This is a genomic window from Acinetobacter sp. SwsAc4 (assembly GCF_013391535.1).
Taxonomy (GTDB): Bacteria; Pseudomonadota; Gammaproteobacteria; order Pseudomonadales; family Moraxellaceae; genus Acinetobacter.
Genome location: NZ_JACAXC010000034.1, coordinates 1 through 13423, shown reverse-complemented (window position 1 = coordinate 13423; position 13423 = coordinate 1). Strand labels below are relative to the sequence as shown.

Below are 13423 nucleotides of genomic sequence, written 5' to 3'. Positions count from 1 at the left end.
TGCTTATAGGCTCCTCATAGTGTTCTAAACGGCATTTGCATTAGTGTGTTATTAATCATAACGCTAAGCAATGCTTTTATATATCAAACTTTAGCTTTGATAAGATCAGGCGTTTTGTGGTTCCCAGTTCGAGATACCTCGGAAAAGTAAGCGGACTTGGGTCGCTGCATTGTCAATAAATAAGTTTTGTTGTTCTAACAAACGATCAATTGGAAATTGTTTCGGTAAGTTGATCCACGTCATTGCCCATGTAAATGACATATTAATCAGGATGGTGGATAGCACTTGCAGGTCCTTGGACTCTTTAATATGCTTAAAAGTCTCAAGCTTGCATAAGTCAATGGCAAGGTCCTCAACCAAAAACTCAATTTCCCGTGCGATTGCGATTCTTACCGTCTCAGAACCGCCCCAGCGTTCAGCAATCATGAACTGCCACTGCTGCGGGCTATGGTTGACTGCCTGTACAAACAGTTCAATGCTTGTCCGTGTTTTAGCAGATCCGCTATGTTTTAAATAGCTTTGCCCCAATTGATGAATCAAGCTTTTTAAATGCAAAGACACTTGGTCAACTAGTTCTTGCCCTAATGCCTCCATATCTTGGAAATGACGATAAAATGCCGTTGGGACTAAGCCAACTTCACGTGCAACTTCACGCAAACTAATACTACTAAATGAGCGCCCAGAGGTACTGAGATGAAGTGCCGCATCCAGTAGAGCCTGCCGACTCTGTTGTTTTCGTTCATCTCTAATCGACATGAATAAGATCCATTAAAACCATACGGTAGAGTCTAGCAAAAAAAACAAGATTTTTTTAGTCTTAACCATTGCTAAATAAGACAGATTCCTGCTTGTCCAAAACCAGGGCATTGTGGCTGGGCAAAAAGCATCGGGTTTAAATCATTTATTTTTTCATGATTTTTAGCCACTTATAAAAAGGATAAAAAATATTCAAAAAATTAGTGAACAAGTGTTGACTCAGTGAACACAAATAAATATAGTGTACATATGTTCACTACAAGAACATTTGTTCACTCAAGATAAATAGCCAGATACAAAACGAGGAACGTATGAGCGCACAGTTAAATTATCAGCCACATTGGATTCGCGAAGATTTTGTTGATTTTGTTTTGCAAAAAATAAAGCCAACGTTTGCTTGGAAACGCATTCTTGCAGAAGTTACCGCTGTAAAGTCGTTAAGCTCAGATATGGTTTTACTCACCATAAAACCAAACCACAACTTTGATTTAATTGAAGTTGAAGCAGGTAAAAGTGTTTTGATCACGCTAATGATCAATGGGGTTTATCACCAACGTAGTTATTCAATTATTGATGTGACTGCACAAGGCGAAATCCGTCTGGGTATTAAAGTACAGGGCTTGGTGTCAAAAGCAGCACAACAATTGCGTGTAGGGGATCGTTTTGAAATCTCTCAAGCACAAGGCGATTTTGTGCTACATCAAGGACAACAGTCTGCACTCTTGATTGCTTCTGGTTCTGGGATTACTGCAATTTACTCATTGTTAAAACAGGCAGTTGCTCAAAAGCTTAAAGAAATTCATGTCGTGTATTTCAACCGCACTGAAGTGTTCCATCAGGAAATATTGGCTTTAGCAGAACAATATCCACAACTGAAATATCACTTTTTTAATACAGCACAGCAAAAGCAGCATTTAGATACCGCTTTATTAGAAAAGTTAGTTCCGAACTTTAAAGAATTACAGGCATATGCTTGTGGTCATCACAGCATGATGCGCCAAGCACAAGCGATTTATGCTCAACAGGATGCAGCATCGAATTTTCATCAGGAATTTTTCCAACCTGTACAAATTGAGCAGTCTAACGAGGCTCAACCGATTACTTTCCGCCGTGCACAACAGAATTTTATTGCAACGACCAATCTATTAAGTAGTGCGGAGCAAGCAGGTTTACGCCCACAGCATGGTTGTCGCATGGGGGTATGTAATCGCTGTAGCTGTACCAAAGTTAGTGGTGTAACACAGAATGTGATTACGGGTGAGATTGATGATCAGCCTAATCGTGCGATCAAGTTATGTGTAAGCCAAGCCCTTAGCCCAGTCACGATTGACCTATAAAAACAAATATTGAGGATAATTGAAATGAATATGGCATTAGAATTTAAAGCAGCATCAAAGTCAGCACATTTAACGCCAGAGCAAGTTGAAGCATTTGGTCGCCGTGTCGAAGAAATTCGTCTAGCTGTGATGCAGAATTTAGGCAAAGAAGATTCAAAATATATCTATAAAGTCCGTAATTTTGTGCGTTATACCGAGATTGCATCTCGTGGCATGTTGATGTTCGGTGGTTGGATTCCACCTGTATGGTTAGTGGGTACAGCAATGTTAGGTGTATCTAAAATCGTCGAAAACATGGAACTTGGACACAATGTCATGCATGGTCAGTTTGACTGGTTGAATGACCCAAGTTTACGTGGTGAAGATTATGACTGGGACAATACCTGTTCAGGGAATGATTGGCGTTTTACCCATAACTATATGCACCATACTTATACCAATATTGTGGGCAAAGACCATGATGTGGGCTATGGCATCTTACGTGTCACGGAAGATCAAAAATGGGAAGTTCGTCATTTGGCCAATATTCCATTGGCATTACAGTTAATGTTCTTTTTCCAATGGTATGTGGGCGTACAAAACCTACATTTAGAAGATGCTTTGGTCTACAAAACTAAAACATGGAAACAAGTGTGGGCAGATGCAGCCGAGTTTCGTAAAAAAGCGACTCGCCAAGTCCTCAAAGATTATGTGTTTTTCCCTGCGATTGCGACCATTAACTTTATCCCAGTATTGGCAGGCAATGCTGTAGCCAATGTGATTCGTAACTTATGGTCTTCGGCAGTGATTTTTAATGGTCATTTTACTGAAGATGCAGAAACCTTTGAAGCCGATAATACTGATAACGAAAGCAAGGCTGAATGGTACTTACGTCAGATCCGTGGTTCGAGCAACTTCACAGGTGGTAAGTGGATGCACTTTATGAGTGGTAACTTAAGCCATCAGATTGAGCACCATTTGTTCCCAGATATGCCAGCCAATCGTTATGAGCAAGTGGCACCACAGATCAGAGCTTTATGTGCTGAATATGGCGTGAACTATAACGAAGCGAATTTCATGAAGCAATTTTGGACAGTTTGGGTACGTTTAGCAAAATGTTCATTGCCAAATGATATGTCGGCACAATTGGCGCAAGGTTGGACTAATTTAAAAGCGAGATTTAAATTTGCTTAAAGGATTGCTTATTCGTGGAATTGTAACGAATAAGTAAAACTGAAAGCACGTGTAATTGAGCTATACTATGGCGCAATCATATTTGTGCCATAGTTTTAAGGAATCATTATGCGTATTGACCAAAGAGCATTAGACCAATTACGTGAAGTAAAAATCACACGTAACTATACCCGTTACGCAGAAGGTTCAGTTTTGGTTGAGTTTGGTCATACCAAAGTGTTGTGTACAGCAAGTATTGATAACTCAGTTCCACGTTTCTTGAAAGGTCAAGGGCAAGGTTGGGTGACTGCTGAATACGGTATGTTGCCACGTTCGACGCATACACGTAGTGACCGTGAGGCAGCGCGCGGTAAGCAAACAGGACGTACCCAAGAAATCCAACGTCTCATTGGTCGTAGTCTTCGTGCCATGGTGGATTTGAAGAAGTTGGGTGAGAACACGATTACGATTGACTGTGATGTCATTCAAGCAGATGGCGGTACGCGTACAGCAGCCATTACAGGCGCAGCGGTGGCTTTAGTTGATGCCATGAATGTGTTACTGAGCAATAAAAAGATTAAACAAGACCCATTAAAAGGTCTCGTAGCAGCAATCTCAGTAGGAATGTACCAAGACGAAGTCTTACTCGATTTGTGTTACGAAGAAGATTCAAATTGCCAAACGGATTTGAATGTGGTGATGACACAAGCGGGCGAATTTATTGAAATTCAAGGAACGGCAGAAGAGAAACCGTTCACTCGCCAGCAGTCTAATGCCATGTTAGAGCTTGCAGAAAAAGGAATCGCAGAATTGATTCAGAAGCAACAGCAGGCACTCGGTTGGTAATCTCCAGTTGATAGTGCGGGCGGTCTGGTATGTTTAGACCGCCTTTTTTTTATTTATCAATTTAGATGCTAATGAAGCATAAACCTATAAATACTCAGGAAAATGAGTATAAACCAAGTCAAAAGTCCAACCATAGCATATCAACACGAACTTGTTGCCAAGGGCTGTAACAGCAAGTAACGAAATAAACAGATCAATTTATTTCTCAACATAAAATCACACAATCTTTGCAGTTTGTCACATAACCCATTTATTTGAATCATTTTGCTTTGATAGGTTAGAAAAATGAAAAATAAAGAAGGACGGGAAGCATGGTACAAGTTTTTTTGGTTTTATTAACGGCAGTGACTTTTGTTTTAATGGCTGCGGATCCAAGACCAACAGATTTGACACAAGCTAAGTCAGCATGGAGTGAAAAAGCCGAAGCATCTATCGATACTTCGACTCATAAGCATTCAACTGAGATAGATGATGTCTAAGCATTAAAACGCATAGATAAATCGACAGCTCTCACATCCTTAGTGAGTACACCCATTGAAATATAGTCGACGCCAGTTGTTGCAACTTCGCGTAAATTTTCAATGGTGATATTGCCTGAGGCTTCTAATTTGCAACGCCCTGCAACATGTTTAACCGCGTCAATCATCTGTTGTTGGCTGAAATTATCTAACATGACGATATCTGCACCAGCTTCAAGTGCTTGGTTTAATTCGTCCCAAGTCTCAACTTCTACTTCGACAGGTTTACCCGGTGCAATGTCATGTGCCTTAGCAATTGCTTGAGCAATCCCACCCGCTGCCATGATATGGTTTTCTTTAATTAAGAATGCATCAAATAGACCTAGACGATGGTTCTGTCCACCACCCACAGCAACTGCATATTTTTGTGCAATACGTAGACCGGGTAAGGTTTTACGTGTATCAAGCAATTTAGTGTTTAAACCCTCAAGTTGTTGCACATAATTTGCAGTTTTAGTCGCCACAGCAGAAAGAGTTTGAATAAAGTTTAAAGCAGGGCGTTCCACAGTCAGTAAACTACGTGCAGAACCTGCAAGTTTTAAAAACGCCTCATTTGCCGCTACAAGTTCACCCTCTTGCTTTAGCCATGTAATTTGAACATTACTGTCATATGCTTGAATGAGTGCATTCACCCAAGGCTGACCCGCCAATACCATATCTTCACGGGTAATAATCGTTGCGGTTGCTTGCTCTTCTTCAGGGGTAAGCATTGCGGTAATATCACAATCCCCAATATCTTCTTGTAATGCTTGTTGAATATTGATTTGAATAGATTGTTCAAGCAAAGATTGAGGAATACTCATACCCGTTCCAGTATATTTATGACCAAAAAACTTGTGCGATATATTAGCACCCTCCTCATAAAAAATAAGTATTTCATCTCGATTATTCCTGATAAAGCATGTCAGAATGCAGTAAATAAACATTAAATTGCTGATTCGGGTCATAATGCAACAGACTAAATTTACTCAAGTGCAAGATGGAAAATTAATCGGTGCGCCCCAGATTGCATCACCTAATTTTAATACTCGTCCTGATGATACAGATATTCAACTAATTGTTATTCATAATATTAGTTTGCCACCTTCACAGTTCGGTGGAGGCTATATTCAGCAGTTTTTTCAAAATAAATTAGATTGGTCTATCCATCCATATTTTCAGACCATTGAAGGGATGCAGGTATCCGCACATTTGCTGATCTTGCGTACGGGAGAGGTCATTCAATTTGTAAACTTTAATGATCGGGCATGGCATGCAGGACGCTCGAGTTATCTGGCTCAAAAAGAGTGTAATGATTATTCGATTGGAATTGAGCTTGAGGGTAGTGATGACTTGCCCTTTGAGCCAGAACAATATCAATCATTGGCAGAAGTGGTAAAAACACTGCGCCAAGCCTATCCAAAAATTCAGAATCATATTGCAGGTCACTCTGATATCGCCCCAAAACGTAAAACTGATCCCGGGTTATATTTTGATTGGCAATTATTCCGTCAATTACTATCTAAAAAAACTTCGTCGAATTTATGATTTCACAACGAAATCTATTTTGACTTTCATTACAATAACGCTTTTTAAAAGATAAGCCGTAGGTGAATGCGATGGCATTGTGGCGATCGACTGTCATTGTCAGTGCAATGACGATGTTATCCCGAATTTTGGGATTGGTACGTGATGTTGTGCTACTCAATGTATTTGGTGCGGGCAAGGACTTCGATACTTTCGTTGTTGCCTTTCGTATTCCCAACTTTTTTCGGCGTTTATTTGCGGAAGGGGCATTTTCTCAAGCCTTTATTCCTGTTCTAACAGAATATAAAACCAGTCGTGCGCATGCCGAAGTTCAGATTCTCATCAGTCGAGTTTTTGGTTGTCTACTCACAGCCATGTCATTATTGACGTTTGTCGCAATGGTTGCTGCACCTGCAATTATTTATATCTACGCACCCGGATTTCATAACGATCCTGAGAAATTTGACCTTGCCGTTGATATGTTTCGTCTTACGATTCCCTATCTGATGTTTATGTCATTAACGGCTTTTGCCAGCAGTATTCTCAATAGCTATGGTTCATTTGCATCGCCAGCCTTTTCACCTGTGTTGCTGAATCTGGCAATGATTGCAGGGGCGTGGTGGCTAACGCCGTATATGGCTGAACCGATCATGGCATTGGGTTGGGCGGTAGTTGTGGCGGGTATTTTGCAGCTTGCCATCCAGATTCCAGAGTTATGGAAAAAGAATCTACTGATTCCACCCAAGGTTGATTTTAAACATGAAGGTGTTGACCGTATTTTAAAACTGATGTTACCTGCTTTATTTGGTGTATCAGTCACGCAGATCAACTTATTGCTGAATACGATTTGGGCTTCATTCATGCAAGATGGTTCAGTGTCATGGTTATATAGTGCTGAACGTATGACAGAGCTGCCATTGGGTTTAATTGGCGTAGCAATCGGTACAGTGATTTTACCTTCGTTATCAGCACGTCATGCCGAACAGGATCAGGCCAAATTCAGGAGCATGATTGACTGGGCTGCCAAGATCATTATGTTGGTGGGCATTCCTGCAAGTATTGCCTTATTTATGCTGTCCATCCCAATTATTCAGGCATTGTTTCAGCGCGGTGAATTTACGTTGGAAGATACACGAATGACAGCACTAGCCTTGCAATGTATGAGTGCTGGTGTGATTTCTTTCATGTTGATTAAAGTATTTGCACCTGGGTTTTACGCTCAGCAAGACACCAAAACCCCTGTTCGTGTCGGTTTGATGGCAGTGGCTGCGAATGCGATTTTAAACGTTGTCTTTATCGGTTTCTTTAAATTAATTGATTGGCATGCAGAACACATGGCTTTAGCTTTAGCATCATCAGGTTCAGCTTTGGTAAATGCGGGTATGCTATATTTTTATTTACATAAACGGAATATTTATCGATTTGGTGCGCATTGGAAGAAACTGGCAATGCAATTTACCATTGCCAACCTGACCATGATTGCTGCACTTTGGTATGCACTGACCTGGTATCAAGGCGATATTTCACAGTGGTTACGCATCGCTGAAGTGGCTGGTTTATGTGTAATTGGTGTGGTGGCCTATGCGGTAGGATTATTGGCAACAGGGTTCCGCCCAAGACATTTAAGAGCCTAATTGCTACCTGAAAAAACAAACCCTCCATCAGGAGGGTTTTTACTATTTAACTTCTAGTAATTCAATATCGAAAATTAGTGTGCTATTTGGCGCAATCACATCGCCTGAACCCACTTCGCCATATGCTAAATTTGCTGGAATAAAGAAACGACTCTTACCACCCACTTTCATGGTTTGAACGCCTTCAGTCCAACCTGCGATGACTTGGTTAAGCTTGAATTCAACTGGATGATTTCGTGCAATTGAACTGTCAAATACCGTATCGTCTAAGAGTCGTCCTTCGTAATTTACTTTCACTGTTGAAGTTGCTTTAGGTGATTTACCTTTGCCTTCTTGGATCACTTGGTACTGTAAACCTGATTTGGTGGTTATAATCTCAGCTTTCTTTGTATTTTCAGCTAAAAACGTTTTTCCAATTTGCTCATTTTTTTGAGCAAGTTCCTGAAATTCTATCAGTTGTTTTGCTTCGAGACGCTTTTTATATTGGCTTAATAGGTTAATCATTTCTTCATCAGTTAACGATGCAGACTTACCTTGTATCGCTTCTTCTAGACCTTGTGAGATTGTTGCAATATCAAGATCTTTTAATGTCTCTGCGTAACTCTTACCAATTAAATAACCGTAACTATATCCTAACTGATCTTTTTGTGGGCTTTTTAAAGTAATGGGTGCTGCATGTGCTGTGCTCATCATTGAGACAATTAAAATCAAACTTAGTTTTTTCATTATTTCTTCCAAAATAAAGGAGAGCGTATGCTCTCCTTGGTACTAATTATTTTACAGCGATTAATTCGACATCAAAAATTAATGTGCTATTTGGTGGAATAGAACCAGGAACCCCTTGTTCTCCATAAGCAAGTTGAGAAGGGATATAAAGCGTTGCTTTGCCACCTTCTTTCATTAATTGTAAACCTTCTGTCCAACCGGGAATGACTTGGTTGAGTGGAAATTCGATTGGCTCACCACGGTCATAAGAACTGTCAAAGACCTTACCATCGGTTAATTGACCTTTGTAGTGAACTTTCACAACAGAGGTTGCAACAGGTTGTTTGCCAGTACCTTCTTTAATAATTTTGTACTGTAAACCGGAAGCCGTTTTTTTTACACCTTCTTTTTTCTCATTCTCAGCTAAAAAACTATTGTTTGTGGTTTCAGCTTTTTTGGTTTCATTAATTTGTTTTTGTTGAAGTTCCTTTTGGAATTCCATATAAGCAGCTTGTAATTCTTCTTCGGTGTATGCAGCAGGCTTTTTGGCATGCCCATCACGGAAACCTGTGATAAATGCAGCTGTTTCCAATTCAGGTGGTGTTTGTTTTGCAACTTCATAGCCTAAGGCATAACTGATTTTTGCAACAGGTGCTGCATTCTTATCCGCTTTTGATCCAAGTTCAGTCGTCGGGTGCTGAGTAGCATAGTAAACAGGAACAAGGGCTGCGCCACCTAAAACGACTGCTGCAATGACAGGTAAAGCTTTACTCATGAGATGTCCGAAGTAAGATTTTAATAAAAAATATGGTCATGATCTTAGCATGTCTAAGCTTAAGCATTGAATAACTCAGCTAAAAAATGCGTGTATTTTTTATATAGTTTCTGTGTTTATCAATAAAAAGCCAGACTTTGAGATCTGGCTTTTTGAGATGACTGTTATGATAGATTTTTAATCATCTTTATTTGCTTTGTAAGCATATGAATAATTGTATCCATACCCATACCCATACCCATACCCATACCCATACCCAGCACCAGCACGTTGAATATCATTTAAAATGAAGCCATTTACTTTGACATTCGCTTGTTCAAAGCGACTTAAACTTAGTTCAAGCTCTTTCATTTGTGATTTAGCATAGCGTGCTACAAGTAAGTTCACACCCGCATATTGAGAAATGATAATTGCATCGGTTACAGCAAGTACAGGTGGTGTATCAATGATAATATGATCATATTCTTGGCTTAATTGGTTAAGTAATACCGCAAACTGTTCAGATCCTAACATTTCCGATGGATTCGCTGGACTTTTACCCCGTGTAATAATACTTAAGCCATCTACTTCAGTTGTATGAACTACTTGGTTTAGATCAGCTTGATGACTTAAAAATTCAGATAAACCAGGCTTTACATCTAAATTAAAATATTTATGTATATAGCCACGACGCATATCTGCATCAATCAACAAAACTTTCTTGTTAGTTTGTGCAAGAATAGTGGCCAAATTGGTTGAAATAAATGATTTACCAACTTCAGGAGAAGGACCTGCAATAACAATAATATTATTCTTCGCATTTACGAGTGCAAAATGAATCGCTGTTCGAATACTACGTAAACTTTCGATCGCAATATCATCATTATGCTTAACCGCAAGGATAGGAATACTCTTCTTTTTCTTTAAAATACTGATACGTGTCTCTTGAATCGGAGAGCGTGGTACAGTTGCATAAACAGGTAGATTGAATTCATTTTCAATTTGCCCACTATCTTTGATACCCGTACGTAACATATTGCGTAACAAAGCAATAAGTGTACCAATGAATCCACCCAAGAAAATAGCCAAGACAAGTACTTGTAATTTTTTTGGCTTAATTGGTTCAACAGGTTCAACCGCAGTATCTACAATACGAACATTACCAATTTCGCCTGCTTTGGCAATTCGAAGCTGTTGATAAGAATTTAATAAAGCCGTGTAAAGTTGGGTTTTAACCTCAACCTCTCTGTACAATTGAAGATATTGTCGTTGTATATCTGGCAATTTTTTTAATGTACTGTTTAATTCAGAGATTTGTTTATCTAATGCAGTGATTTGAGCATTAATTTCACGCATCGCTGGATGTTCAGCTGTGTACTTTGCTGCAAGATCTGCTTGTTGTTGCTGCAATTCTATTCTTTTTGTTTCTAAAGTAATACTTTGTGTTAGATAAAGCTCAGATTCTTTAGTCACATCAACAGTATTGTGTTGCTGACGAAATTTATTGAAGACACGTTCAGCATCATCGAGTTGCTTTTTCAAATCTGGAAGTTGTTCATCTAAGAATTTCAACGTTTGCGCTGTTTCTGCAGAGCGACGCTCTACATTTTGCGCGCTGTAAGCAGCTAAAATTGCATTCAGAACTTTTGTGATATGTTCTTTATCTTGCCCTTGATAACTTAGACCTAAAATCCCAGTGAGTTTACCTCTTTCTGCGACTGAATAATTTGAGTTAATCGCTTGTACCGCAGCAGGCAGCGATTGCTTTTCTATGAAATAATGTGCGTCAAATATATCCGAAGAAAAAATAGCAACTTTCCAAACACCCGCACGCGTGGTTAATTGGTTCAACTGATTCAGGGGTGCTGTTAATAGAACCTCTTCAGTTTTTGTATCGGTTAAGCTAAAACTCTTACCTTTAAAGCTTAAACTTAAGGTCTTATCCAAATAATAGTTGGGAACCTCAAATTGCTGTACATCAAAAGCTTTTTGGCCATCGTGAAAAGTGACTGCTTTGGGCGCATATTCTGTTTCATAAACAGTTTTATGAATTAAGCGCTGGCTAAAGTTATCATCTTCACTTGAAACTTTTAGATCAAGATGAAGTGCTTGAATTACTGATCCTAAAACTAAACGGGATTTTAAAATTTCAATTTCAGACTGAGCGGGTGATTTTTGGTCAATCATTTGTGATAAATCACCCAATAAAGCAGCTGATGCTCCCTTACTGTCTTCAACTTGAACTAAGGCATCAACTGAATAAGTATCAGGTGTCGCACGAAGGTACAAAAGTGCACATACAAGGCTAAGAATAATAAATAAAGCGATTAATTTCCATTGAGCAATAAGAGAGAAAAAAAGCTCTTTCAAGTCAATTGTGTCTTCAGTATTGGTATTTTGGCTCATAATCTTAATCTAAAAGTTAAATATAATTTTTCCAATCAGTGACACACTGTTGAATAAGCTGACATGTCTCATCGAAAAAGGCCTGATCATGCTGATATGGGTCTGGCACATTTTTATTCTGCCAGTGACCTAATCTGAAAACTTTTCCTTTAGCAAAAGGCCAAGTTTGTTCAATATGAGCTTGCTGATTTTTGCTCATCACGAGAATTAAATCCGCTTTTTTTAAATGTTCAGCATTTAATTTTTTTGCGATATGCCCACTTATATCAATACCTAAATGTTGCATACATAATTGTGCTTTGTCATCAGCAGGATGACCTGAAAGTCCAGAAATACCAGCTGAATCTATCATTAGCTGAGGGTAATCCTGTTTTAGTAGGTATTCTGCCATAGGGCTACGACAAATATTACCAACGCAAACCACTAAAATACTTCGAATCTGCATGATTACTTACCTAGCCGATCAAAGCTATAAAGTGCACTCGAGAACGGTACAATCTGGTTCATAACACGTTGCCAGCGAGTTAAGCCTGTTGCATCAATATATACAATATCGTTACTACGTAAACGGAATTGATTTGCCAACCCAAAGTCACCAAGGCTCATTAAATTCAAATGATAAAGTTCAGTTCGTCGATCATTTGCGTTAGTGCGTAATACATAAATTCGGCTGGCACTTGCTGATAAAGGATTCAAACCTAAACCTTCACCGAGAGCATCGCTCAAAGTCATGCCCTGATCACGCATTGGTAGTGCTTGGTTTTTACCAGACTCACCCATAATATATATTTTCTGATTGTCTTTAGTACTTACGTAAATTGTATCGTTTGGTTGAATTAAAAGTTTGTGTAGCGAATAGCCTGCTTTTTCTAATTCAAGTGTATTGATATTATAAGTAGTACCATTACGTACTAATTGTATATAAGTATTATCACCTAATTCAGATACACCACCAGCCATACCAAGAGCCGTATATAAATTAATAGGTTGGTCATTTAAATAAAATTGACCACCTTTTCTTACACTTCCTTGTACAGAGTAACGTTGCCCTTGATAGTTTAAGACTCTGACAATTACGTCAGGGGTTTTTAAATAATGAGCAAATTGATTTCGTAATTCTGAATTTAATTGACTTAACGTTTTACCAGATGCCTTGTATCGACCGACTAAGGGCAATTGGATGAACCCATTATAATCAATAGGGTATCCGTTCGCTTGAATCGATTGATCATTCGACAGATTGTTTACAGGTGGGGTGATTTCAGGGTATGCCCAAAGTTGAATGGATAAAACATCACCAGGACTTAAACGATAAACACGCTGTGGTTGATTAAGTAAAGAAGTATAGTTTTGTTGGTAGTTTAACTGGGTTGGTTTTATAGACTCTAAAGTATCTTGTGTAATTTTTATCACACTTACAGTTGTCCCAAGATCAGTCTTATAAACTCCCTCACTTGGAATGTCGTATGTTTGAAGACCAGAAGTGACAGCACATCCAACAGCACTTAAGCTAATTGCAAGGATGGAAAATAATTGATAATGCTTCACAATTTACCCTTGAATATTTATAAAATTTATATCAGCTTAGACACAATCATCTGTGTTTAGACTTAGAATTTTGCTTATTCTAGCTTAAAAATCCTAAAAAATCACTGACAAATCCGTTGGCTTTGTATGCTAAGTTTATCCATTGGAGCGTAAAACCTCGGGGTTTAGCCCGAGGATATAAGCGACTGGCGTAAGCCATACGACATGAAATGTCGTTTTAAATACTTTTGCTATAATCACTATTAAGAAAAATACGGTTAA

At 38.9% G+C, this 13423-nt stretch carries 13 protein-coding genes; 6 read left to right on the top strand and 7 right to left on the bottom strand.

The genetic code is table 11. The features are described 5' to 3' along the window. Nucleotides 1–105: 105 nt before the first annotated feature. Entirely contained in the window at nt 106–756 is a 651-nt protein-coding gene (locus HYG88_RS13315; RefSeq protein WP_178883246.1) for a TetR family transcriptional regulator, read from the bottom strand. 311 nt (nt 757–1067) lie between these two features. On the opposite strand from HYG88_RS13315, the gene HYG88_RS13310 reads away from it, so the two are divergent. The 4 genes from HYG88_RS13310 to HYG88_RS13295 all read left to right on the top strand — a co-directional run bounded on the left by HYG88_RS13310 (nt 1068) and on the right by HYG88_RS13295 (nt 4570). Continuing rightward, nucleotides 1068–2093, top strand: a complete 1026-nt coding sequence (locus HYG88_RS13310; RefSeq protein WP_178883245.1) for a ferredoxin reductase — start codon at nt 1068–1070, stop codon at nt 2091–2093. Between the two features lie 30 nt (nt 2094–2123). Next, nucleotides 2124–3266, top strand: a complete 1143-nt coding sequence (locus tag HYG88_RS13305; protein WP_171063602.1) for an acyl-CoA desaturase — start codon at nt 2124–2126, stop codon at nt 3264–3266. Between the two features lie 108 nt (nt 3267–3374). After that, nucleotides 3375–4091 carry a ribonuclease PH gene (gene rph, locus HYG88_RS13300; RefSeq protein WP_004665354.1) on the top strand — a complete coding sequence of 239 codons (717 nt, stop codon included), beginning with the start codon at nt 3375–3377 and terminating at the stop codon, nt 4089–4091. A 311-nt stretch (nt 4092–4402) separates the two neighbouring features. Continuing rightward, complete coding sequence (locus HYG88_RS13295) at nt 4403–4570, top strand: hypothetical protein (RefSeq protein ID WP_005163598.1); 168 nt, start codon at nt 4403–4405, stop codon at nt 4568–4570. On the opposite strand, the gene nadC is transcribed toward HYG88_RS13295, so the two are convergent. After that, nucleotides 4567–5412 carry a carboxylating nicotinate-nucleotide diphosphorylase gene (nadC, locus tag HYG88_RS13290; RefSeq protein ID WP_005163597.1) on the bottom strand — a complete coding sequence of 282 codons (846 nt, stop codon included), beginning with the start codon at nt 5410–5412 and terminating at the stop codon, nt 4567–4569. The genes HYG88_RS13295 and nadC overlap by 4 nt on opposite strands. Nucleotides 5413–5557: 145 nt before the next feature. Here nadC and ampD point away from each other — a divergent pair, with 145 nt between their 5' ends. Both ampD and murJ read left to right on the top strand, forming a co-directional pair. After that, nucleotides 5558–6136, top strand: coding sequence for a 1,6-anhydro-N-acetylmuramyl-L-alanine amidase AmpD (gene ampD, locus HYG88_RS13285; RefSeq protein ID WP_005163595.1), 579 nt, complete (start codon nt 5558–5560; stop codon nt 6134–6136). 62 nt (nt 6137–6198) lie between these two features. Beyond that, nucleotides 6199–7749 (top strand): murein biosynthesis integral membrane protein MurJ, encoded by a 1551-nt coding sequence (gene murJ, locus HYG88_RS13280; protein ID WP_171063600.1) that lies wholly within the window; start codon nt 6199–6201, stop codon nt 7747–7749. Nucleotides 7750–7791: 42 nt separating this feature from the next. On the opposite strand, the gene HYG88_RS13275 is transcribed toward murJ, so the two are convergent. The 5 genes from HYG88_RS13275 to HYG88_RS13255 form a co-directional block, all read right to left on the bottom strand. Beyond that, nucleotides 7792–8475 carry an FKBP-type peptidyl-prolyl cis-trans isomerase gene (locus HYG88_RS13275; RefSeq protein WP_005163592.1) on the bottom strand — a complete coding sequence of 228 codons (684 nt, stop codon included), beginning with the start codon at nt 8473–8475 and terminating at the stop codon, nt 7792–7794. A 46-nt stretch (nt 8476–8521) separates the two neighbouring features. After that, the gene (locus tag HYG88_RS13270) at nt 8522–9229 is read right to left on the bottom strand and encodes an FKBP-type peptidyl-prolyl cis-trans isomerase (protein WP_005163590.1); all 708 of its coding nucleotides are present in this window, start codon (nt 9227–9229) and stop codon (nt 8522–8524) included. Nucleotides 9230–9406: 177 nt separating this feature from the next. Next, nucleotides 9407–11614, bottom strand: coding sequence for a polysaccharide biosynthesis tyrosine autokinase (locus HYG88_RS13265; RefSeq protein ID WP_005163588.1), 2208 nt, complete (start codon nt 11612–11614; stop codon nt 9407–9409). Nucleotides 11615–11630: 16 nt separating this feature from the next. After that, complete coding sequence (locus tag HYG88_RS13260) at nt 11631–12059, bottom strand: low molecular weight protein-tyrosine-phosphatase (protein WP_005163585.1); 429 nt, start codon at nt 12057–12059, stop codon at nt 11631–11633. Nucleotides 12060–12061: 2 nt separating this feature from the next. Beyond that, nucleotides 12062–13162, bottom strand: a complete 1101-nt coding sequence (locus tag HYG88_RS13255) for a polysaccharide biosynthesis/export family protein (RefSeq protein WP_005163582.1) — start codon at nt 13160–13162, stop codon at nt 12062–12064. Between the last annotated feature and the right edge of the window lie 261 nt (nt 13163–13423).